The sequence below is a fragment of the Nocardia sp. NPDC004415 genome (assembly GCF_053602435.1).
Map to the genome: position 1 here is coordinate 14,938 of NZ_JBSGDP010000024.1, position 20,790 is coordinate 35,727.

Below are 20,790 nucleotides of genomic sequence, written 5' to 3' on the forward strand. Positions count from 1 at the left end.
GACCCGGCTTTTCGGCGATCGTCAGACGAGCACGTTCGCCGGCTGGCTCAGCAGTTGGGCGCAGCGGAGCAGGCCCAGGTGGCTGTAGGCCTGGGGGTGGTTGCCCAGGGAGCGTTCGGCGACCGGGTCGTACTCCTCGCTGAGCAGGCCGGTGGGGCCCGCGGCGGCGACGAGCTGGGCGAACAGGGCCTCGGCGTCGGAGCGGCGGCCGATGAGGAGGTATGCCTCGACGAGCCAGGCGGCGCAGAGGTGGAAGCCGCCCTCGCCGCCGGGGAGCCCGTCGTCGTGGTGGTAGCGGTAGACCGTGGCGCCGCTGCGCAGCTCGGCTTCGGTGGCGACGACGGTGGCCGCGAAGCGCGGGTCGGCCGGGTCGATCAGGCCGCTCAGGCCGATGTGCAGGGTGGCGGCGTCGAGGTCGGTGCCGTCGTAGGCGGCGGTGTAGGACTGCACCTGCTCGTTCCAGCCCTTGGCCTTCACCTCCTCGGCGATGACCTCGCGCAGCTGCGCCCACTCCGGGTCGGGCCGCCGGTCGAAGCGCTCGGCCAGGGTGAGCGCGCGGTCGATGGTCAGCCAGCCCATCACCTTGGAGTAGACGTGGTGACGCGGGTTGCCGCGGATCTCCCAGATGCCGTGGTCGGGTTCGGTCCAGCGCCGCTGCACCGCCGAGACCATGGCGTGCACGAGCTCCCAATCGGCATCCGGCAGCGCCTTGGCCGGGGCGGTGGCACCTTGACGCTCACGCTCGTGCGCCATGGAGGTGATCAGGTCGACGATCGGCCCGAACACATCCAGCTGCACCTGCATATTGGCCGCGTTGCCCACGCGCACCGGCCGCGAGCCCGCGTAGCCGGGCAGCAGGTCGATGACGGCTTCCGGCGGCAGCGTCTCGCCGTAGATCGTGTACAGCGGGTGCAGACGCTCGGGCCCGGGCAGGGTGGCCAGCACCTTGTGCACCCAGTCCAGGAACTCCTCGGCCTCGGTGAGCGAACCCAGGGTGACCAGCGCCTGCGCGGTCAGCGACGCGTCGCGCAGCCAGCAGTAGCGGTAGTCCCAGTTGCGCACGCCGCCGATGTCCTCGGGCAGCGAGGTGGTGGCGGCGGCCAGGATCGAACCCGACGGACGGTGCACCAGCCCGCGCAGCGTCAGCGCCGAGCGCTTCATCAGATCCGGCTTCAGCGGCGGCAGCTGCAATCCGGCCGCCCACTGCGACCAGTACTGTTCGGCGAGCTGACGACGCTGCGGTTCCGGCGTCATCGAGGGCGCCAGATCGGCGGTCCCGCAGCGCAATTCGAGCACCACCGGCGCACCCGACGGATCGACCACCGCGCGCGCCGATTCGGAGATCCCGTCGGAGACGATCTCCCACTGAACTCCGTTGGAGCGCAACACCATCGGCTCGTTGGTGCCGCTGACCCGCAGCCCGCCCGGCACCGCCTCGATGCGCACCGGCACTTGGCCGAATTCCGGACGCGGCGCGAAGGTCACCACGGCCTTGGCGTCACCGCTGATCACGCGCGTCAGGTCGGTGCGGTCGGGCGCCACGTCGTGCGGCAGGTAGTCGACCACTTGCAAACTGGCCCAGCGGGTTTCGACGGTCATCGTGCCGTCCACGTAGCGCTGCGACAGCGGCAGGCCCGCGCGTTCGGGTTCGATGGTGAAGTGCCCGGCCGCCGCGCCGCCGAGCAGGTGGGCGAACACCGCCGCCGAATCCGGCTCGGGGTGGCAGAACCAGGTGACGGTGGCGTCGGGGGTCAGCAGCGCGACCGAGCGCGGGCTGGCCAGCATGGTCAGCCGCTCGATGCGCGGGGCGCTGGCCCCGGCCAGCCAGGTGCGGCGCTCCTCGACCAGGAAGGCCAGGGCCCGCGCGACGGCCTCGGTGGAGTCCACCCGCAGCTTGGCCAGGCTCTCGCCCTCGCCGACCTTGATGCCCACATCGGGACCCGACAGCACCCGGAAAGCCTTCTCGTCGGTGACGTCGTCACCGAAGAACACCGCGGCCGAGGCGCTTTCCTGATGCCGGATGGTGTCCAGCGCCGTGCCCTTGTCGGTCGGGACCACGGCGAGTTCGATCACCGCCTTGCCCTCGGTGACCTGCACGCCCACCCAGCAGGCCGGGCCCTGACGCACCGAAGTCAGTGCGCGCCTGCCGATCTCGGGGCTGGCATTGCGCACGTGCAGGGCGGCGCTGGCGGGTTTGGTCTCCACCGTCACGCCGGGGTTCTCCGCGGCGATCTTGGCGAAGGCCGACTGGATCTCGGCCAGCAGCTGGCGCGCGTCGTTGTCGATGGCGTGCACGAAGCCCACGTCGAACTCCGAGCCGTGGCTGCCGATCAGCTGCACCTCGACCGGCAGGCGCGACAGCGCCGCCAGGTCACGTAGGGCTCGGCCGGAGATCACCGCGGCGGTGGTGTTGGGCAGCCCCGCCAGGGCGCGTAGCGCGCTCACCGATTCCCGATGCGGGAAGGCCTTCGCCGGGTCGGACACGATCGGGGCGATTGTCCCGTCGTAGTCCGAAGCAACCAAGAGCCGTGGCACGCGTGCAACCGACGCCAGTGCACGGCGGACATCCAAGGGCAGATCCTGTGCGCTCACGCATCCAACCTAGTGATCGGGGGAGTTGATCAGGGGTCGCCGAGAACAATACTGGGTCAATTCTGGCGCGCGGGCGGCGCGGCGGGTTGTGCGGGCGCTCGCTCGCGACCACGCCGCAAATCCGGATCGGCACCGCCCGCCGGGGTCGGCACGGCCGGGATCAGTGCGCGCGCGTCACCTGCGGCGAGGCGCGTTCGCCCGGTAGATGCGATGTTTTGCATATGCGGGGTCGGCTATGCATCTTCCTACTGGAAACGGCACAGCCGACCCTGTCAACAGGTGTGGACGATTTGTGACGGTCTTGCGGCGTTACCCGCGATCACCCAGCAACAGGTCGACGGTGAGCTCGAGCCGTTCTGTGACATCGGTCGCCGAGGCCCGCCGGGTGAGCCAGGCCACCAGGTTCGACAGCCACACATCCGAGATGACGCGGGCGATGGCGAGCTGGCGGTCGTCGGGCTCGCCGTCGCTCATCGCGCGGGCGAAGACGCGGTCCATCACCTTGCCGACCCGGTCCACCTCGGCGGCGGCGGAAGCGTCGGCGAACATGAACGCGCGGGTCATGGCCTCGGTGAGCAGCGGGTCGCGCTGCATCATCCGGGTGATCTGGGTGAGCAGGCCGTGCATGCGCTCGGACGGGCCGTCCCCGGGTAGGGGCCTGCGCTTGCCCTCGAACTGCTCGAACTCCCTGGCCAGGGCGGAAACGAGCAGGTGGACCTTGGACGGGAAGTAGCGGTACAGGGTGCCGACGGCCACATCGGCGCGCTCGGCGACCGCGCGCATCTGCACGGCGTCGTAGCCGCCCTTGGAGGCCAGCGCCAGGGTGGCGTCGAGGATGCGCTTGCGGCGCTCACGCTGCGCGTTGGAACTCAGCTCGTCCTCGGACAGTGTCGTCACGGTGGGCGTGGGGGCGGGACTGTCCATCGTGGAAACCCTTTCGCTGAGTGCATTCTCGTCGTGGTGCCGCACGCCGCTGTGCGCTGGAACATCGCCGAGTGTAGGTGTCTTGACTTATACCCGGCTCAGATATTAGAACATGTTCTAGGAGTGGGAACCACGCCGGAAGGGCGGATTTTCTTGTGACCATCGCCACCACTGACGAGCAGAAAGCCGCCGCCGAGTCGCTGCGGGGCTGGGCGAGTTCGCATCCGCCGATTGCAACAATGCGGGCCGGCGGCACGGGCGCCTGGCGCGGGTACTGGCCCGCGCTGAGCGAGTTCGGGCTGTTCGCGGTCGCCCTCGACGAGGACAATGGCGGTCTCGGCGGCACGGTCGCCGACCTGGCCGTGATGCTGGAGCAGACCGGCGCCGACCTGGTCGGCGGCCCGGTGCTGGCCACCGCGCTGGCCGGGCTCATCACCGGTGGTGCCCTGGTCGAGGGCACCCCGTGCGCGGTCGCGGTGCCCGCCGACGAACAGGCCGCCAAGGCGTCCGGCACCGACGAAGACGGCTGGATCGTCACCGGCGCATGGGATTTCGTCTACGGCGCCGACACCGAGACCCAGATCCTGGTGCCCGCCAACACCGTCGACGGCACCCGCTGGCTGCTGATCGCCCCCGAGGCGGTGAGCGTCATCCCGCTGATCCACGGCGACCACAGCGTGCCGCTGGCCCGGGTCGCCGCCACCGAGGTGGCCGTCCCCGCCGAGCGTGGCTTCGCGCCCGAGGCCGATGTCACCGACCTGTTCGTCACCCTCGCGGTGGCCGAGCTGGCCGGTGTCGCGGGCTGGTGCCTGCGCACCGCGGTCGAATATGCCCGTGTCCGTGAGCAATTCGGCAAGCCGATCGGCAGCTTCCAGGCGATCAAGCACATCTGCGCCTGGATGCTGTGCCGCACCGAGCTGATCCGCGCCGTCGCCGCCGACGCGGCCGCCGCGATCGACGAGGGCGGTGCCGAACTGCCGATCGCCGCCGCCGTGGCCGCCGCGGCCGCCCTCGACGCCGCGGTCGACACCGCCAAGGACGCCATCCAGGTACTCGGCGGCATCGGCTTCACCTGGGAACACGACGCGCACTTCTACCTGCGCCGGGCCGCCGCCCTGCGCCAGCTGCTCGGCGGCTCCGCGCGCTGGCGGGCCCGCGTCACCGAGCTCACGCGCGCCGGTCAGCGCCGCACCACCGGCGCCGAGCGGGTGCTCGGTGACGACACCGGCGATTCCGCGCTGGCCGCCGAGATCGCCGCCATCGCCGCCCTGGACGCCGCCGAACAGCCGCGCGCCCTGGTCGAGGCGGGCCTGGTCATGCCGCACTGGCCCGCCCCCTACGGCCGCGGCGCCGACCCGATGGCCTGCCTGCAGATCGCCGAACAACTGCGCCGCGCCGAGCTGGCGACCCCGGACCTCGCGGTCGCGGGCTGGGCCGTACCCACTCTGCTGCGCTTCGGCACCCCCGAGCAGATCGAGCGCTTCGTCTGGCCGACCCTGCACGGCGAGGTCACCTGGTGTCAGCTGTTCAGCGAACCCGGCGCCGGTTCCGATCTGGCCGCGCTGCGCACCACCGCCGAACGCGTCGACGGCGGCTGGCGGTTGCGCGGCCAGAAGGTGTGGACCTCGCTGGGCTCGCTGGCCAACTGGGGAATCTGCCTGGCCCGCACCGACCCGGGTGCCGCCAAGCATCGCGGCATCAGCTACTTCCTGGTCGACATGCGCGCGCCCGGCGTGCAGGTGCGCCCGCTGGTGCAGATCACCGGCGAGGACCGCTTCAGCGAGGTCTTCCTCGACGACGTGTTCGTGCCCGACGACTGCCTGGTCGGTGACTTGAACAACGGCTGGAAGATCGCGCGCACCACGCTGTCGGCCGAACGGGTCGCCATGGGCGGCGGCGGAATCGGCGGTGCGCTCGAGGCGCTGCTCGACCGTTTCCCGGCCGGCGGCTGGGGAACAGAACTGCGCGAGGACCGTTTCGGGGCCCTGATCACCTCGTCGGTCGCGGGTTCGTTGCTGGAGCAACGGATCGCGGTGGCGACGATGGCCGGTGTCGACGCGGGCGCGCAAGCCAGCGTCCGCAAGCTCGTCGGCGTCCGGCATCGGCAGGATCTGGCCGAGTACGCGCTCGAACTTTCCGGCGAAGAAGGTTCCCTGGACAGTGACGCTCTGAAAGAATTCTTGCTCACACGCTGTCTCTCGATCGCCGGCGGGACCGAGCAGATTCTGCTGACCGTGGCCGCCGAACGGATTCTCGGCCTGCCGCGCGATGCGGACAGTTAGCTCGATGAGGGAGGACGCCGTGGACTTCACCCGCGACGAAAGCGCCGACGCAGTAGCCGAGGTGGTCGTGAGCCTGCTCGAACGTGAGCAGGCGCGCGATATGGAATTGTGGCCCAGCCTGATCGACTCCGGCCTGCTCGCGGTCCCCGTGCCCGAGCGTTTCGGTGGCGACGGCATGGGCCTGCTGGAGGTGTCGGCGCTGCTCATGGAGCTGGCCACCGACGCCGTCGCGGTGCCCGCGCTGCCGACCTTCGGGTTCGGTGTGCTGCCGCTGGTGTCGCAGCTGTCCGACGAGGTGGCCGAACGCGTGCTCGCCGAGGTCGGCAAGGGCACCGTGCTGACCGCCGCGCTCAATGAGGCGGGCGCGCCGTTCACCACCGCGCCGACCACCAAGGCCGTGCGCACCGACGACACCGTGCGGATCACCGGCCGCAAGGTCGGGGTGATCTATGCCGAACAGGCCCGCTGGATTCTGGTACCCACCGATCTCGGTGTGGCGCTGGTGGATTCGGTGGCGCCGGGACTGGAGATCATCCCGGTCGCCGGGTCGGCCGGTATCCCGGAGGCGACGCTGGTGCTCGACGAGGTCGAGATCCCCGCCGACCAGCTGCTGCCCGACGCGCTGCCCACCCTGCACCGCCACGCCCTGGCGACCATCGGTGCCGTCGCGGACGGCCTGCTCAAGGGCGCGCTCACGCTCACCGCCGAACATGTGCGCACCCGCGAGCAGTTCGGCAGGCCGCTGGCCGAGTTCCAGGCGGTCGCCCAGCAGATCGCCGATCTCTACGTCGTCTCGCGCACCCTGCACGTGGCGGCCGAATCGGCGTGCTGGGCGCTGGCACAGGATGATTCGTCGCCCGAGCGGCGTCAGCGCATCGACGAGGACCTCGATGTGCTGGCGTATTGGGCGGCCGCGGAAGTCCCGCGCGCTATGCAGAAATGTCATCACCTCCACGGTGGGCTCGGTGTGGATATCACCCACCCGATGCACCGGTACTACTCACAGGCCAAGGATCTCGCCCGTCTGCTCGGCGGTGCGGGGCTGCGCCTCGACCTTCTGGGAGCAAGATGTTCATCGATCTGACCGCCGAACAGCGGCGGTTGCGCGAAGAATTGCGTTCCTATTTCGCCGATCTGGTCACCCCGGCCGAACACGCCGAGATGGCGATCAACCGGCACGGCGACGCCTACCGCGAGGTGGTGCGCCGGATGGGCCGCGACGGCTGGCTCGGTGTGGGCTGGCCGAAGGAGTTCGGCGGCCAGGGTTTCGGCCCGATGGAACAGCAGATCTTCTTCAACGAGGCTGTGCGTGCCGATGTGCCGCTGCCCCTGGTGACCCTGCTGACCGTCGGTCCGACGCTGCAGAAATACGGCACCGACGAACAGAAGCGCAAGTTCCTGCCCGGAATCCTCTCCGGTGACATCCATTTCGCCATCGGCTACTCCGAACCGGAGGCGGGCACCGACCTGGCCGCGCTGCGCACCACCGCGGTGCGCGACGGCGACGGCGACTGGATCGTCAACGGGCAGAAGATCTTCACCACCGGCGCGCACGAGGCCGACTACGTCTGGCTGGCCTGCCGCACCGGCACCGTCGAATCGCGCCACCGCGGCATCACGATCCTCATCGTCGACACGAAGCAGCCCGGCTACTCCTGGACACCGATCATCACCTGCGACGGCGCCCACCACACCAACGCCACCTACTTCGACGATGTGCGGGTTCCGGCGCAGATGCTGGTCGGCGAGGAGAACCGCGGCTGGCGGCTGATCACCACCCAGCTCAATCACGAGCGCGTGAGCCTGGGCCCCTCGGGCAAGATCGAGCAGCTCTACGACCGGCTCGAGGACTGGTCGGCCGAACACGATCTGCTCGGCGAACCGGAGGTCCGGCGCGCGCTGGGTCGCGTGCGGACCATGGTGCGGCTCAATGAATTACTGAACTGGCAGGTCGCCGCCGCCGACCCGGCCGCCGCGCAGAACACCGTGATCGCCGACGCCTCGGCCACCAAGATCTTCTCCACCGAGGCGCTGCAGGACGCGGGCCGGATCGTCGAGGAGATCGTTGGCCGCTACGGCGACCCGGCCGAGCCGGGCACCGCCGAGCTGCTGGACTGGCTGGACCGGCGGACCAAGCAGAACCTCGTCGTCACCTTCGGCGGCGGCGTCAACGAGATCATGCGCGAACTGGTGGCCTCGGCCGGCCTGGAACTGCCGCGCGTTCCCCGATGAGCAAGGAGCCGCGCGTGCCGGACAGCATCGCCCCCGAAGACATCCCCGAGGCGCTGGCCGAGCTGGCCGCCGCGGGGGAATCCGCGCCGCGCGCCGGCCGCGATCCGGTGAACCAGCCGATGATCAACAACTGGGTCGAGGCGATCGGCGACACCAACCCGATCTACGTCGACGAGGCCGCGGCCAAGGCTGCCGGTCACCCCGGCATCGTCGCCCCGCCCGCCATGGCGCAGGTGTGGACGATGAACGGCCTGCACGGCGTGCGCACCGCCGACGACCCGCTCGGCCTGGCCACCCAGCTGCTCGACGACGCGGGCTACACCTCGGTGGTCGGCACCAACTGCGAGCAGACCTACCACCGCTATCTGCGCCCCGGCGAGGAGGTGACCGTCACCAGCAGGCTCTCGGAGTTCAAGGGCCCCAAGCGGACCGGGCTCGGCGACGGCTGGTTCCTCACCTTCACCACCACCTGGTCGGTCGGTGACGAAGTGGTCACCGAGATGCTGTTCCGCATCCTGAAATTCGCGCCCGCCGCCAAGGACGCGCCCGCGACCGGCGACATCCCGCTCGCCGCCGAGGGCCGGGTGGGTCCGGTGATCTCCAGGGACACCGAATTCTTCTGGGCCGGTACCGAACTCGGTGAGCTGCGCATCCAGCGTCTGCCCGACGGCTCGCTGCGTCATCCGCCGGTGCCCGCGCTGTGGCAGGACAAGGCCGAGACCACCGACTACGTCGTCGCCGCGGGCACCGGTGAGGTGTTCAGCTTCGTCGTGCACCACGCGCCCAAGGTGCCCGGCCGCGACCTGCCGTTCGTGGTGGCGCTGGTCGAACTCGACGAGGGCGTGCGCATGCTCGGTGAGCTGCGCGGCATCGATCCCGCCGAGGTGACCATCGGGACACCGGTGCGGGCGGCCTTCGAGCGGCTGCCCGACGGCACGGTGCTCCCGTACTGGCGGGCAGCCGGATGAGCGCGGACGCCGGCCCGCTATCCGCCCGCCACCGCTGTGCGGGGCCGCCCACGCGATCGACCAGCCTGCCCGTAGCTCGCCGCGCCGTCTCGCGCGCAGCGCGCCGCCGTCCGGAAAGGACGCCACGATGACCTCCACCGTCGATCTCACCGCCCTGGCGGTGGGTACCTCGTTACCGGAGCTGGTGATCCACGCCGATCCCACCTTCGTGATCAGCACCGCCCTGGCCACCAGGGACTTCCAGGACGTGCACCACGACCGTGACAAGGCGGTCGAGCGTGGGTCCAGTGACATCTTCGTCAACATCCTCACCGACACCGGCCTGGTGCAGCGCTTCGTCACCGACTGGGCGGGGCAGGCCGCGCTGGTGAAGTCGATCGCGCTGCGGTTGGGGGTGCCGCTGTATTCCGGTGACACGCTGACCCTTTCGGGCACTGTCACCGAGATCGACGGCACCCGGATCACCCTCGACGTGCGGGGCCGCGACAGCCTCGGTGAGCACATCACCGCCACCGCCGTCATCGACATTCCCGCACTGGAGGCGAAATGAGTGGTACCACGCCGGGACTGTCCGGACATGCGGCGATCGTGGGGATCGGGGCCACCGACTTCTCCAAGGACTCCGGCCGCAGTGAGCTGCGCCTGGCCGCGGAGGCCGTCAGCGCCGCCCTCGCCGACGCCGGACTCACCCCCGCCGATGTCGACGGCCTGACCACCTTCACCATGGACACCAACACCCAGGCCGCCGTGGCCAGGGCCGTCGGTATCCCGAGCCTGAAGTTCTTCAGCCACATCGGCTACGGCGGTGGCGCGGCCTGCGCCACCGTGCAGCAGGCGGCGATGGCGGTGGCCACCGGGGTGGCCGATGTGGTGGTGGCCTACCGCGCGTTCAACGAGCGCTCCGGGGCCCGGTTCGGGCAGTTCTCGCCCGCGCTGGCCGCCGCGCCCACCTCGTCGGGCATCGACGCGGGCTGGGCCTATCCGCAGGGTCTCGGCACTCCGGCCGCGCAGGTGGCCATGGTCGCGCGCCGGTACATGCACGTCACCGGGGCGACCAGTGCCGACTTCGGCGCCGTGGCGGTGGCCGACCGCAAGCACGCCGCGGTGAACCCGAACGCCTTCTTCCACGGCAAGCCGATCACCCTGGAACAGCACCAGCAATCGCGCTGGATCGCCGAACCGCTGCACCTGCTGGACTGCTGCCAGGAATCCGACGGCGGCGTGGCCATCGTGGTCACCAGCGCCGAACGCGCCAAGGATCTTCCGCAGCGTCCGGCGATCATCGCCGCCGCCGCGCAGGGCAGCGGCGCCGACCAGTACGTGATGACCAGCTACTACCGCGACGCCATGACCGGCCTGCCGGAAATGGGCCTGGTCGGTGACCAGCTATGGGCCCAGAGCGGCTTGACCGCCGCCGACATGCAAGCGGCCATCCTCTACGACCACTTCACCCCCTTCGTCCTCATGCAGCTCGAGGAACTGGGTTTCTGTGCTCGTGGCGAGGCCAAGGACTTCATCGCCGACGGCGCCATCGAACTCGGCGGCCGCCTCCCGCTCAACACCCACGGCGGCCAGCTCGGCGAGGCCTACATCCACGGCATGAACGGAATCGCCGAGGCGGTCCGCCAGATCCGCGGCACCTCGGTCAACCAGGTCGACGCCCTAGAGCGCATCCTCGTCACCGCGGGCACCGGCGTCCCCACCTCCGGCCTGGTCCTCACCGCATAGGCGTGGCCGGCTACCAGGTGCGGTTGACCGCGGCCTTGGGCCCGGTCACCAGACTCGCCGCGGGCACGTCGTCGGCCACGACGGCACCCGCGGCGATCACGGCATCGCGCCCGATACTGACGCCGGGCAGGATGGTGGCGCCCGCGCCGATCCAGACATTCTCGGCGACATCGATCGGGGCGCCGGTGAGGACGCGGCGGCGTTCTTCGGGGTCCACGGGATGGCCCATGGTGATGAAGGTGGCCTTGGGACCGATCATCACGCCGCGCCCGAGCCGGATGCCCGCATAGTCGAGGAACGTGCAGCCCTGGTTGACGAACACCCGCTCGGCCAGGTCCAGGTTGAGGCCGTGGTCGGTGTAGAAGGGCGGGTAGATGGTGACGCCCGCCGGGAGCGGGCGGCCCAGGATCTGCTCGAACAGCGCGGCCTTGGCCGGTTCGTCGTCGAAGGGCGTGGCATTGAGACGGGCGGTGAGCGCGGTGACCGCCAGAACGCGCTGGTGCATCGCGGAGAACTCGGCGCCGAGCACCCGTTCACCCTGGGCGAGACGTTCGGGATCGTGGATCAGCATGAGGGGATCGCTTGCCATCGAGCGATTCTCGCCTACCGCGCGCTCGGCGGGTTCGTAGGCTCGGTGGGGTGATCACACGCCATGTCGTCGATGCCCATCTCCTGCTGATCCGGGGGGATCGGATTCTGTTGAGCCTGCGTCGTAGCGGCGACAAGTACGACAATCGCTGGCATCTGCCCTCGGGCAAGCTGGAGGCGGGGGAGTCCGCGCGGGTGGGGGCGGCGCGCGAGGCGGCCGAGGAGGTGGGGGTGGCGATCGATCCCGCCGATCTGCGGCTGGTGCATGTCGCCCATGTCACCGCGCCGGGCCGGGATTCGCGGCTCGGGCTGTTCTTCCGGACCGAACGCTGGCAGGGCGAGCCTTTCAATCGGGAACCCGAAAAATGCTATGCGCTGCAGTGGTTTACGCTGCACGATCTTCCGGCCGATCTGATCGAATATTCGGCTCTCGGAATTGCCGCGCTCGATTCCGCCGAACCCTATTCGGAATATGGTTGGGAATAGTCACTATTCGCGGTTGTCAGAAACTGTGAGACTGGACCGGTCAGCTCGGCGACGGTGACCGGGCGGTCCGCGCGCAGGCCCGCGAAGCGGTCGAAGACCAGCCCCTCGAGCAGGGCCAGGAAGTCTCCCGCCGCGCGGGCGGGGTGGGGGGCGCCCAGCGCGGTGAACAGCTCGGTCGCGCGGTCGAGGGAGAACAGGCTGCCCGCCAGGCGCGCGTGCAGGCCGGGGTCGGAGCGCACCTCGATGAGCAGCGCGTGCCGGGCCACGAGATCGTTGCGGCGGTCGGTGAGCAGCTCGGTCAGCCAGGCGGCGATATCGCGCGCGACCTGCACCGGATCGCCGATCGCGGCCTCGCCCGGCAGTGCCGACAGCGCGCGCGCCGCCGCGAAATCGGTGCGGGAGCGGGCGGTGATGCCGTCGGCGACCGCTTCGATCAGGGCGTTCCTGGTGCGGAAGTAGTACGAGGTCGAGCCGGGCGGCAGCTCGAGGTGGGTATCGACGGCGCGGTGGGTGAGGGCGCGGATACCGCGCGTGGCGATGAGATCGATCGCGCCGCGCACGATCTGGCTGCGCCGGTCTGTGGACATCGTCACCTTCGCTGGTCGGCCGTCGGCTGGTCCTCTACAACTGTAGAGGACCAGGAGGTGGCAATGGGTACCGACACGGTGATTCTCGATCCGGCCCAGGTGGCGGTGGGCGACGCGCTCGCCGCCCTGCTCGACCGCCACGGCAGGCCGCGCAAGCGGCATCGGGGCCTCTACCTGCACGGCAGGCCGGGGCGTGGCAAGACGATGATGATGGACCGCTTCCTCGCCGGCGTGCGCTCCGAGCGCACCCGCCGCTTCCACTTCCACAGCTTCTTCGCCGCCCTGCACGCGGCCAACCACGAACTCGGGTCGATCGAACGCGCCGTCGCGGCCCTGCTGGCCGACGCGGATCTGGTGTGCTTCGACGAGTTCCACGTCAACGACATCGGCGACGCCATGCTGGTCACGCGACTGCTCGACACCCTGTTCGCCCAGTGCCGCACCCTGGTGGTCACCTCGAACTACGCGCCCGGCGAGCTGCTGCCCAATCCGCTGTTCCACGACCGGTTCGTGCCCACCATCGCGCGCATCCTCGACAATCTCGACGTCGTCACCCTCGACGGCCCGCTCGACTACCGCACTCTCGGCGGCCACGGCGACACCGGATTCGTAGCGGGCGCCTATGTCCTCGACACGGAGTTCGTCGACCGTGGAGCGGACGGTGTCGTCATCGAGCTGGGGAACGGCCGCACGGTCCGCGCGCGGGCCGTCGACGGCGACGCGGTGACCTTCGGATTCACGCAGCTGTGCGGCGTCCCGACCGGCGCTGCCGACTATCTCGCCCTGACCAGGTGCTTCCGGCGGTGGACACTGTGCGCGGTCCCCCCGCTGCGGGAGGTCCCCGCGGACTGGGCCATGCGGCTGGTGAACCTCGTCGACGTGCTCTACGACGCCGATATCCCGTGCACCGTGCACGCCGCTGAACCAGCGGACGAATTGACATCGGGTGTACCCGGTGTCACGGAGCTCGCGCGCACGGCGAGCAGGCTCGGGCAGTTGCCGAGGGTCGTTTGTTCCGCTCACCAAACGCCCTAGTGCGGGAGGACAATAAAGGGGAGGTAATCCAAAAGAACCGATTTCCTCCCGAGCGAACCACTCGGCATGTAACTATGTGGCTGTTTTGTGCAGGCACTGGGGTTTGGTGGTACAGCTGTGATCGGGGTGAATCAGCCCATACCGCGGGCGATCGTCGTGATCGCACTGGTAGCCGGCGCGACCATCGCACTACAGGGCTATCTGCCGGAGGCGGGCGGCGACAGCACGTCCGGCCCGCCGAATCCGCTGCTGGTCGCGGTGATGCCGGTGCTGTTGCTGGTGTCCATCGTCATCCTGGTCGCCGGGGTGATCGCCAGTCAGCATCGTCTGCCGCTGGCCATGCCGCAACACGAACGCGAGGCCCTGCCCCGCTTCCGGTGGCGCCGGATGGCGGTGCTCGCGCCGATCGCCATCGCGGTGGTGGCGCTGGTGTTCGCCGGGGGCGTCACCGCGCTGTTCCTGCTGCCGGGCGCACGCCCGATGCGGCCCGCCTCCGAGACCCTGCCCGAGGGTTCCGGCCCGGTTCCCACCCCCACCGACGCGCCCGCGCCCGACCCGACCACCGGCGCCCACGACCTCACCGGCACCGCGATGCTGATCGCGATCGTGCTGGCCGTGGTGCTGATCGGGGTCGCGCTGGTCGGTCTGGTGGTCGTCGCGGTGGCCGCGCGCCGGGAGATCCCGCCGCCCACCGCCGCCGCGCCCGAACCCACGCCCAGCGAGGTGGATTCGCTCACCCGCGCCGCCGAGATGGGCCTGGCCGCGATGAACGCGCCCGGTCAGGACCCGCGCACCGCCATCATCGCCTGTTACGTGGCGATGGAACGCGGCCTGTCCAGCGACCTCGCCGCCCGGCCGAAAGCCTCCGACACCCCGATGGAAGTGCTCGCCCGCGCCTTCGAAAGCGGTGTGCTGCACGACGCTTCGGCCCGCGAGCTGGTCGCCCTGTTCGAGGAGGCGCGCTTCAGCCCGCACTCGATGCTCGAATGGCAGCGCATGCGCGCCGAGCAGCTGCTGCGCATCGTGCTCACCGATCTACAGCGAAGGCTGGTGCCGGCATGACGCTCGAGCAGGGAAGTCAGGGGATGGGGCGTTCTTCGGTGATCGCCACCGCCGTGGTGGCCGTGGTGGTGATCGAGATCGCGCTCGTGCGACTGGAACGCGACTTCGTGCTGCTGGCCGTGGCCCTGCCGGTGGCCGTCGCGCTGGGCATGCTGGTCTGGTCGCTGCGACATCGCGTGGTGCGCGAGGAACCGCTGACCGAGTACATCGACAACGGCCCGGCCGAGATGCTGGGCCGTTGGCACGCGCGCGCGGAGATGCTCACCGCCCGCGCCGACGGCACCCGCGCCGACTGGGACCGCCACCTGCGCCCCCTGCTGGCCAAGGAGTTCGAACTGTCCACCGGCCTGCGTGTCGCCAAGAACCGCAGAGCCACCGAAGCCGCCGGTCAGCTGCAGTTCGGTCCTGAACTGTGGCGCTGGGTCGATCCGGCGAACTCGGCATTGCGCGACCAGACCGGTCGCGCACCGGGTAGGGAGGCGCTGGACGAGATCCTGCGCCGATTGCAGACGATGTGAGGGGTTAGAGGCCACCGATGACAATGCCGTTGAACGTGACCGTCCAGCGCTCCGACGCCGTACTGCGTGAGCTGGGCCGAGTCGTGGTCGGCAAGCGAGATGAGATGCAGCTCATCATGATCGCCGTGCTGTCCGGAGGACACATCCTCATCGAGGACCTGCCAGGTCTGGGCAAGACGCTGATCGCGCGGTCCTTCGCGGCCGCGCTCGGCCTGGATTTCACCCGCGTGCAGTTCACGCCCGATTTACTGCCCGCCGACCTGCTCGGTTCGACGATCTACGACATGTCCTCGGGCCGATTCAACTTCCGTCGCGGTCCGGTCTTCACCAATGTCCTGCTCGCCGACGAGATCAACCGCACCCCGCCCAAGACCCAGGCCGCGCTGCTCGAGGCCATGGCCGAGGGCCAGGTCAGCATCGACGGCGAGACCTTCCTGTTGCCACAGCCGTTCATCGTGCTGGCCACCGACAACCCGATCGAGTACGAGGGCACCTACCCGCTGCCCGAGGCCCAGCTCGACCGCTTCGCCATCCAGCTGCGGCTGGGGTACCTGTCCGAGCAGGACGAGACCCAGATGATCCGGCGCAGGCTCGAACGCGGTTCCACCCCACCGCAGGTGGGCCAGGTGGTCGACGCGCACGGGCTGATGGAGATGCGTCAGTCGGTCGAGTTCGTCACCGTGCATCCCGATGTCGTGAACTATGTGGTCGCGCTGGCCTCGGCCACCCGCAGTCATCCGCAGGTGGAGGTCGGGGCCAGCCCGCGCGCCGAACTCGATCTGGTGCAGATGTCGCGGGCCAGGGCGCTGCTGCTCGGGCGCGACTATGTGATCCCCGAGGATGTGAAGGCGCTGGCGGTGCCCGCGATGGCGCACCGGATCACGCTGCGCCCGGAGATGTGGGTGCGCCGGATCAGGGGTGAGGACGTCATCACCGAGCTGCTGCGCCGGCTACCGGTGCCCCGCGCCACCAGCACATGAAGCACCGCGACGAATCCAGGACCGTCGAGGTCGACCTGCGCTGGCGGCCCGCGCCGCTGGTGTTCATCCTGGCGGGTTGTGCCGCCGCGGCGCTGGTCGTCGCGGTGCTGCGCGGCCAGTGGCAACTCGTGGTCTTCGCCGCGCCGATGCTCGGCGTGCTCGCGACCGCGCCCTGGCAGCAGGGCCGCACCCGCATCCAGGTCGACGGCAGCGGCACCGTGCGCTGCTTCGAGAACGAGGTGATCGGCTGCAACGCGGCGGCTTTCGTCGAGAGCGGGCACGCGCTGCTGCGGATGACCCCGCTGCCGCTGGACGGCCTGAACCTCGAGGTGGAGGAAGCCCACGACTCCGGTGGGGCGCCCGCCGGTCTGGAACTGTCGCTCTCGGCCGCGCGCTGGGGCCGGTATCCGGTGCAGGTCAAGGTCTCCGCGCTGAGCCCGGCCGGGCTAGCGGTCGCCACCGCCGAGTTGCCCGCCGCGAATCTGTACGTGTACCCGATCGCCGACCCGCAGCGGATGCGCTTGCCGCGCACCGAACTTCCCGACCGCATCGGCACCCACCTGACCCGCAAGCACGGTCCCGGCGTGGAATACGCCGACATTCGCGCCTACGCGCCGGGTGATCAGCTGCGCACGGTGAACTGGCCGGTGAGCGCGCGACGCGGCAGGCTCTACGTCACCGAACGGTTCACCAACCGTTCCGCCGATGTGGTGGTGCTGGTCGACACCTCCCAGCAGGCACCCGGCCCGGCCAGCGCCTCGCTGGAACTGTCGGTGCGCGGCGCGGCCCAGGTCGTGCAGTCCACCTTGCAGGCCGGTGACCGTACCGCCGTGGTGTGCCTGGGTGATTCGCCGCGCTGGCTGCGGCCCGATATCGGCCGCAGGCAGTTCTATCGCATCGTCGACACCGTTCTGGGCGTCGGCGACGAACACGTCGACACCACCGGCACCCTGGCCCCGCACGCCGCGGTGCCGATCGGCGCGATCGTCGTCGCGTTCTCCACCCTGCTCGACACCCAGTTCGCGCTCGCGCTGATCGACCTGCGCAAGCGCGGCCACGTCGTCGTCGCGGTGGACGTGTTGCGCGGCACCCCGTTCGAGGAGGGACTCGACCCGACCATGGCCAAGATGTGGCAGCTCGAGCGCACCTCGATGTATCGCGACATGGGCACCATCGGTGTCGACATCATCGCCTGGCCGGAGGAGACCCGGCTCGACCAGGCCATGCGCCTGCTGCCCCAGCACCGCCGCACGGTCCGGGTGCGCCGATGACCCGTTTCCTCGCCCTGCTCGCCGGCCTGCTGCTCGTGGCCGCCGTCGCGCTGATCAATCCACCGGCCGGGCTGGCCGCGCTGGCGCTGGTCATCGCGAGCTGGTGGTGGCGCCCGGCCTCGATCGGCGCGGTCCTGGTGGTGATCGGCGTGCTGGCCTTCGCCGACATCGGTGTCATCGCGGCGGCCGCCACCGGCCTGGTCGCCACGACATACCTGCTGAACGCGGCCGTGCTGCACGCCCCCGATGGCGTGGTGCCGACCACCATCCCCTCGGTGGGCGGGGCCATCCTGTTCACCATCGCCGCGGCCACCGCCGCGCTGGTGCCGGTCCAGCTCGTCTGGGCGCCGCTGGCCGCGCCGATTCTCATCGTGCTGATCTACGCCCTGCTCGTCGGTGGCGTCACCGCACGACCGCACGCCGGGACGTCCGCTACCCGATGAGCGCGCCCAGCCAGTGCTCGGGCTCCAGCCACACCGTGACGTGTTCGCCCAGCTGGTCGTGCGCGAACGCCAGGTACTGCGTGAGCGCGTCGCCGCTCAGATAGCGGGCGGCCATCTCCTCCACCTGAGCGGGGGTGGAGGTCTGGACCCGTGCGACCGGGCCCTCCACCGAGACGTACTTCACCTCGGGTTCCACCGTGTCGACCATGAGCCCGAAGCGCCCGGCGGCGGTGATCGCCGCCATCTTCGTCGACCCCGGCAGGGTGGTGATCCAGGGCCGTCCACCGGGCTCGTAGGCATACCAGATGGGAACGGTCAACGGTCCGCGATCGGGGAGCCCGACCGACAGCGCGGCCACATGCGGTCGCGCGAGAAACTCTTGCTTTTCCGTCTGTGTGAGTGCCATCTCCGGATGATCGCACCACCCACCGACACCCGACCCGCCCCGCGGCGGGCACCCCGGTGACGGTGACGGCGAATCCCGCACCGCCACCGGGGTGTTCGGCTCAGGCGATGCGCAGGGCGACGTCGCTCAGCACGGGCGCGTCGTCGCGTTCGGCGACGGTGACCACTCCGATGAGCTGATCGTCCTCGCGCCAGACCTTGATGCGCAGCGTCTCGCCGGGATAGAGCACGCCGGCGAACTTGGCGCGGAAACCGGCCACCCGCGCCGCGTCGCTGTCGAGCAGCGCGTCGGTGATGGCCTTGCAGACCGTGCCGTAGGTGCAGAGCCCGTGCAGGATCGGTGCGGGAAACCCGGCGCCCTTGGCGAATTCGGGGTCCGAGTGCAGCGGATTGCGGTCACCGCAGAGCCGGTAGAGCAGGGCCTGTTGTGGCAGCGTCGGCGTCAGCAGCTCCGCGTCGGGTGCGCGTTCCGGCAGCGCGGTCTTGGCGCCCGGTCCACGCTCGCCACCGAAACCGCCCTCGCCCCTGGCGAAGATCGACGAGCGCGCCGTCCACAGCGGCGCGCCGTCGGAGCCGGTCACGGTGTGTTCCTGCACGATCACCGCGTTGGCGCCCTTGTCCCAGATCTCGCTGATCCGGCCGGTGCTGGTCGCCTTGCCCGTGGCGGGGATCGGCCGGTGCACCTCGATTTCCTGATGCCCGTGCACCACCTTGGCCAGGTCGATCTCGATGCCGGGGAAACTCACCCGCGGCGGATCGGTCTCGCCCAGGGTGGGCGCGACGGTGGCGAAGGTGGGCAGCACCTGTGGGGTGCCGTCGGTGAGGTAGCGCAGTTCGGCGGGCTCGGTGTAGCGCGCGCCCGCGCCCAGGCCCAGGTGGTAGAGCTGCACGTCGGTGGAGGTCCAGCTGAACTCCCTGGCGGGCAGCTCCGCGCCGAGCGCGGTCTGCAGATCGATCGGCATCGACTGACTCCTAGGAGGTCGGGGCGGCCGCGGCCGCCTTGGCGGCGGCGATATCGAGCACCGCGAGGTAGGCGAAGGTGATCGCGGGACCGATGGTGGCGCCGGGGCCCGCGTAGGTGTGGCCCATCACGGGCGCGCTGGTGTTGCCCGAGGCGTAGAGGCCCTCGATCACCGAATCGTCCTCGCGCAGCACGCGTCCGGAGGTGTCGGTGACCAGGCCACCCTTGGTGCCCAGGTCGCCCGGCACGATCTTGGCCGCGTAGAACGGGCCCTGCGAGATCTCGGCCAGGCACGGATTGGGCTTGACGGTGGGATCGCCGTAGTAGCGGTCGTAGTGGCTGTTGCCGCGGCCGAAGTCCACGTCCTTGCCGGTGATGGCGAAGCCGTTGAACCGTTCGACCGTGGTGGTGAGGCTGTCGGCGGGCACACCGATGCGTTCGGCCAGCTCGGCGATGCTGTCGGCCTTGACGATGTAGTCGTTCTCCAGCCAGCGCGACGGGAAACGCTGCCCCGGCTGCAACCCGGCGAAGATGTAGCGGTTGCGGTAGCGCTGGTCGAACACCAGCCAGGCCGGGATGTTCGCGCCGGGCCCCGGCCCCTGCCCGTACTCGCCGCCGTACATGGTGTGCACCGCCTCGACATAGGGCGCGGACTCGTTGCCGAAGCGCTCACCCCGGTCGTTGACCATGATGGTGCCCGGCAGATTGCGCTCGGCCAGCGCGAACCAGGGCTTGCCGCCCTTGAAGATCGTCGGACCCCACCACGCGTCCTCCATGAGATCCACCGTGCCACCCGCTGCCATACCCGCGACGATGCCATCGCCGGTGTTGGCCGCGGCACCGGTTGTCCACTCAGTGGTTATCGGCTGACGCTGGTACTTGGCCCGCATGTCGGCGTTGTGCTCGAAACCGCCGGTGCCCAGCACCACGCCGTAGCGGGCGGTGAAGGTCGTCGGCTTCCCGTCGACGGTGGCCTGCACGCCGGTGACCCGGCCGTCGGTGACCACCAGATCGGTGAGCGGGGTGTCGAGCAGCACCGGAACACCCGCGTCGAGCAGGCCCTTGCGCATGGCGGCGATGATCGCCTGACCCATCCCCAGCAGGTGCTTGCCGGTGGCCTTGGCCCAGTAGGTGCGCGCGCCGACCCGCATGGCCCGCATCATGCCCTTGGGATGACGCTTGATCAGGTTGAGCCGCACGAAGTCGGCCTGCATGACGACCACGTTCAGCGGCGCCTTGGCATAGGGCGGCTCCAGATTGGCCAGCTCGGCGCCCAGGACCTTGCCGTTGAACGGTGTCGGCTCGCACGAGCGGCCCTCGCCCAGCCCGCCCGGCGCCTCCGGGTAGTAGTCGGAATAGCCGGGAACCCACTTCATCTTCAGCGGCGTGTGGTCGAGGACGAAGTCGAAGGCCTCGGCACCGCGATCGAGGTAGGTGTCGATCTTCTCGGCGGGCACCGCATCGCCGATGATGCTGTGCAGGTAGGTCCGCGCGTCGTCGCGGTCGTCGGGACGGCCCGAGGCTTTCAGCGCCTTGTTGCCCGGAATCCAGACGCCACCGCCGGATCGGGCCGTGGACCCGCCGTAGTGCGCGGCCTTCTCCAGCAGCACGACGCTCAGTCCCTTGTGAGCCGCGGCGAGGGCGGCGGTCATCCCAGCGGCGCCGCTACCCACGACCACCACATCATATTCCTCACTCATGTAGAACACGTTATAGAATGAGACCCTA

The 20,790-nt window shown here is 70.0% G+C and carries 20 protein-coding genes; 13 read left to right on the plus strand and 7 right to left on the minus strand.

Going from position 1 to position 20,790, the window contains the following annotated elements; all coding sequences use genetic code 11:
- Nucleotides 1-21: 21 nt before the first annotated feature.
- Both otsB and kstR read right to left on the minus strand, forming a co-directional pair.
- Nucleotides 22-2,592 carry a trehalose-phosphatase gene (gene otsB / locus ACWEMY_RS14050; protein WP_452390342.1) on the minus strand — a complete coding sequence of 857 codons (2,571 nt, stop codon included), beginning with the start codon at nucleotides 2,590-2,592 and terminating at the stop codon, nucleotides 22-24.
- A gap of 309 nt (nucleotides 2,593-2,901) precedes the next feature.
- Nucleotides 2,902-3,516 carry a cholesterol catabolism transcriptional regulator KstR gene (gene kstR / locus ACWEMY_RS14055; RefSeq protein WP_278260470.1) on the minus strand — a complete coding sequence of 205 codons (615 nt, stop codon included), beginning with the start codon at nucleotides 3,514-3,516 and terminating at the stop codon, nucleotides 2,902-2,904.
- Nucleotides 3,517-3,671: 155 nt separating this feature from the next.
- Here kstR and ACWEMY_RS14060 point away from each other — a divergent pair, with 155 nt between their 5' ends.
- The 6 genes from ACWEMY_RS14060 (at nucleotide 3,672) to ACWEMY_RS14085 (ending at nucleotide 10,726) form a co-directional block, all read left to right on the plus strand.
- Nucleotides 3,672-5,798 (plus strand): acyl-CoA dehydrogenase family protein, encoded by a 2,127-nt coding sequence (locus ACWEMY_RS14060; RefSeq protein ID WP_452390343.1) that lies wholly within the window; start codon nucleotides 3,672-3,674, stop codon nucleotides 5,796-5,798.
- A gap of 4 nt (nucleotides 5,799-5,802) precedes the next feature.
- Nucleotides 5,803-6,882 carry an acyl-CoA dehydrogenase family protein gene (locus ACWEMY_RS14065; RefSeq protein ID WP_452390344.1) on the plus strand — a complete coding sequence of 360 codons (1,080 nt, stop codon included), beginning with the start codon at nucleotides 5,803-5,805 and terminating at the stop codon, nucleotides 6,880-6,882.
- Nucleotides 6,867-8,030, plus strand: a complete 1,164-nt coding sequence (locus ACWEMY_RS14070) for an acyl-CoA dehydrogenase family protein (RefSeq protein WP_452390345.1) — start codon at nucleotides 6,867-6,869, stop codon at nucleotides 8,028-8,030. The genes ACWEMY_RS14065 and ACWEMY_RS14070 overlap by 16 nt, the downstream gene beginning before the upstream one ends.
- On the plus strand, nucleotides 8,027-8,998 hold the full coding sequence (locus tag ACWEMY_RS14075; protein WP_452390346.1) for a bifunctional MaoC family dehydratase N-terminal/OB-fold nucleic acid binding domain-containing protein: 972 nt from the start codon (nucleotides 8,027-8,029) through the stop codon (nucleotides 8,996-8,998). The genes ACWEMY_RS14070 and ACWEMY_RS14075 overlap by 4 nt, the downstream gene beginning before the upstream one ends.
- 127 nt (nucleotides 8,999-9,125) lie before the next feature.
- The gene (locus tag ACWEMY_RS14080) at nucleotides 9,126-9,548 is read left to right on the plus strand and encodes a MaoC family dehydratase (RefSeq protein WP_452390347.1); all 423 of its coding nucleotides are present in this window, start codon (nucleotides 9,126-9,128) and stop codon (nucleotides 9,546-9,548) included.
- On the plus strand, nucleotides 9,545-10,726 hold the full coding sequence (locus tag ACWEMY_RS14085) for a lipid-transfer protein (protein WP_375933220.1): 1,182 nt from the start codon (nucleotides 9,545-9,547) through the stop codon (nucleotides 10,724-10,726). Before ACWEMY_RS14080 ends, ACWEMY_RS14085 begins: the two co-directional genes overlap by 4 nt.
- A 10-nt stretch (nucleotides 10,727-10,736) precedes the next feature.
- Here the strand turns inward: ACWEMY_RS14085 and ACWEMY_RS14090 are convergent, their stop codons facing one another.
- Nucleotides 10,737-11,315: a DapH/DapD/GlmU-related protein gene (locus ACWEMY_RS14090; RefSeq protein WP_452390348.1), complete on the minus strand. Its 579-nt coding sequence runs from the start codon at nucleotides 11,313-11,315 to the stop codon at nucleotides 10,737-10,739.
- A 50-nt stretch (nucleotides 11,316-11,365) separates the two neighbouring features.
- On the opposite strand from ACWEMY_RS14090, the gene ACWEMY_RS14095 reads away from it, so the two are divergent.
- On the plus strand, nucleotides 11,366-11,800 hold the full coding sequence (locus tag ACWEMY_RS14095) for an NUDIX hydrolase (RefSeq protein ID WP_452390349.1): 435 nt from the start codon (nucleotides 11,366-11,368) through the stop codon (nucleotides 11,798-11,800).
- On the opposite strand, the gene ACWEMY_RS14100 is transcribed toward ACWEMY_RS14095, so the two are convergent.
- On the minus strand, nucleotides 11,776-12,387 hold the full coding sequence (locus tag ACWEMY_RS14100; protein ID WP_452390350.1) for a TetR/AcrR family transcriptional regulator: 612 nt from the start codon (nucleotides 12,385-12,387) through the stop codon (nucleotides 11,776-11,778). The genes ACWEMY_RS14095 and ACWEMY_RS14100 overlap by 25 nt on opposite strands.
- A 63-nt stretch (nucleotides 12,388-12,450) precedes the next feature.
- Here ACWEMY_RS14100 and zapE point away from each other — a divergent pair, with 63 nt between their 5' ends.
- From zapE to ACWEMY_RS14130, 6 genes are all read left to right on the plus strand, one after another.
- Entirely contained in the window at nucleotides 12,451-13,422 is a 972-nt protein-coding gene (gene zapE, locus ACWEMY_RS14105) for a cell division protein ZapE (protein ID WP_452390351.1), read from the plus strand.
- A gap of 156 nt (nucleotides 13,423-13,578) precedes the next feature.
- The gene (locus tag ACWEMY_RS14110) at nucleotides 13,579-14,484 is read left to right on the plus strand and encodes a DUF4129 domain-containing protein (protein WP_375933235.1); all 906 of its coding nucleotides are present in this window, start codon (nucleotides 13,579-13,581) and stop codon (nucleotides 14,482-14,484) included.
- Nucleotides 14,485-14,507: 23 nt separating this feature from the next.
- Nucleotides 14,508-15,002, plus strand: coding sequence for a hypothetical protein (locus tag ACWEMY_RS14115; RefSeq protein ID WP_375933238.1), 495 nt, complete (start codon nucleotides 14,508-14,510; stop codon nucleotides 15,000-15,002).
- A gap of 17 nt (nucleotides 15,003-15,019) precedes the next feature.
- Nucleotides 15,020-15,982 carry an AAA family ATPase gene (locus ACWEMY_RS14120; RefSeq protein WP_278260457.1) on the plus strand — a complete coding sequence of 321 codons (963 nt, stop codon included), beginning with the start codon at nucleotides 15,020-15,022 and terminating at the stop codon, nucleotides 15,980-15,982.
- Entirely contained in the window at nucleotides 15,979-17,253 is a 1,275-nt protein-coding gene (locus ACWEMY_RS14125; protein WP_452390352.1) for a DUF58 domain-containing protein, read from the plus strand. Before ACWEMY_RS14120 ends, ACWEMY_RS14125 begins: the two co-directional genes overlap by 4 nt.
- A complete protein-coding gene (locus ACWEMY_RS14130) occupies nucleotides 17,250-17,696 on the plus strand; it encodes a hypothetical protein (protein WP_452390353.1) in 447 nt (148 codons plus the stop codon). The genes ACWEMY_RS14125 and ACWEMY_RS14130 overlap by 4 nt, the downstream gene beginning before the upstream one ends.
- On the opposite strand, the gene ACWEMY_RS14135 is transcribed toward ACWEMY_RS14130, so the two are convergent.
- From ACWEMY_RS14135 to kstD, 3 genes are all read right to left on the minus strand, one after another.
- Nucleotides 17,686-18,102, minus strand: a complete 417-nt coding sequence (locus ACWEMY_RS14135) for a pyridoxamine 5'-phosphate oxidase family protein (RefSeq protein WP_375933247.1) — start codon at nucleotides 18,100-18,102, stop codon at nucleotides 17,686-17,688. The two genes, ACWEMY_RS14130 and ACWEMY_RS14135, sit on opposite strands and share 11 nt — an antisense overlap.
- A 100-nt stretch (nucleotides 18,103-18,202) precedes the next feature.
- The gene (locus ACWEMY_RS14140) at nucleotides 18,203-19,063 is read right to left on the minus strand and encodes a MaoC/PaaZ C-terminal domain-containing protein (protein ID WP_452390354.1); all 861 of its coding nucleotides are present in this window, start codon (nucleotides 19,061-19,063) and stop codon (nucleotides 18,203-18,205) included.
- A gap of 10 nt (nucleotides 19,064-19,073) precedes the next feature.
- Nucleotides 19,074-20,762 (minus strand): 3-oxosteroid 1-dehydrogenase, encoded by a 1,689-nt coding sequence (kstD, locus tag ACWEMY_RS14145; RefSeq protein WP_375933253.1) that lies wholly within the window; start codon nucleotides 20,760-20,762, stop codon nucleotides 19,074-19,076.
- Nucleotides 20,763-20,790: the final 28 nt, after the last annotated feature.

What these genes read in the sequence shown, in the direction of transcription:
- kstR (WP_278260470.1), bottom strand. Translation starts at nt 3,516, where the DNA reads ATGGACAGTCCCGCCCCCACGCCCACCGTGACGACACTGTCCGAGGAC.
- ACWEMY_RS14065 (WP_452390344.1), top strand. Translation starts at nt 5,803, where the DNA reads ATGAGGGAGGACGCCGTGGACTTCACCCGCGACGAAAGCGCCGACGCA.
- ACWEMY_RS14070 (WP_452390345.1), top strand. Translation starts at nt 6,867, where the DNA reads ATGTTCATCGATCTGACCGCCGAACAGCGGCGGTTGCGCGAAGAATTG.
- ACWEMY_RS14075 (WP_452390346.1), top strand. Translation starts at nt 8,027, where the DNA reads ATGAGCAAGGAGCCGCGCGTGCCGGACAGCATCGCCCCCGAAGACATC.
- ACWEMY_RS14080 (WP_452390347.1), top strand. Translation starts at nt 9,126, where the DNA reads ATGACCTCCACCGTCGATCTCACCGCCCTGGCGGTGGGTACCTCGTTA.
- ACWEMY_RS14085 (WP_375933220.1), top strand. Translation starts at nt 9,545, where the DNA reads ATGAGTGGTACCACGCCGGGACTGTCCGGACATGCGGCGATCGTGGGG.
- ACWEMY_RS14090 (WP_452390348.1), bottom strand. Translation starts at nt 11,315, where the DNA reads ATGGCAAGCGATCCCCTCATGCTGATCCACGATCCCGAACGTCTCGCC.
- ACWEMY_RS14100 (WP_452390350.1), bottom strand. Translation starts at nt 12,387, where the DNA reads ATGTCCACAGACCGGCGCAGCCAGATCGTGCGCGGCGCGATCGATCTC.
- zapE (WP_452390351.1), top strand. Translation starts at nt 12,451, where the DNA reads ATGGGTACCGACACGGTGATTCTCGATCCGGCCCAGGTGGCGGTGGGC.
- ACWEMY_RS14115 (WP_375933238.1), top strand. Translation starts at nt 14,508, where the DNA reads ATGGGGCGTTCTTCGGTGATCGCCACCGCCGTGGTGGCCGTGGTGGTG.
- ACWEMY_RS14120 (WP_278260457.1), top strand. Translation starts at nt 15,020, where the DNA reads ATGACAATGCCGTTGAACGTGACCGTCCAGCGCTCCGACGCCGTACTG.
- ACWEMY_RS14125 (WP_452390352.1), top strand. Translation starts at nt 15,979, where the DNA reads ATGAAGCACCGCGACGAATCCAGGACCGTCGAGGTCGACCTGCGCTGG.
- ACWEMY_RS14130 (WP_452390353.1), top strand. Translation starts at nt 17,250, where the DNA reads ATGACCCGTTTCCTCGCCCTGCTCGCCGGCCTGCTGCTCGTGGCCGCC.
- ACWEMY_RS14135 (WP_375933247.1), bottom strand. Translation starts at nt 18,102, where the DNA reads ATGGCACTCACACAGACGGAAAAGCAAGAGTTTCTCGCGCGACCGCAT.
- ACWEMY_RS14140 (WP_452390354.1), bottom strand. Translation starts at nt 19,063, where the DNA reads ATGCCGATCGATCTGCAGACCGCGCTCGGCGCGGAGCTGCCCGCCAGG.
- kstD (WP_375933253.1), bottom strand. Translation starts at nt 20,762, where the DNA reads ATGAGTGAGGAATATGATGTGGTGGTCGTGGGTAGCGGCGCCGCTGGG.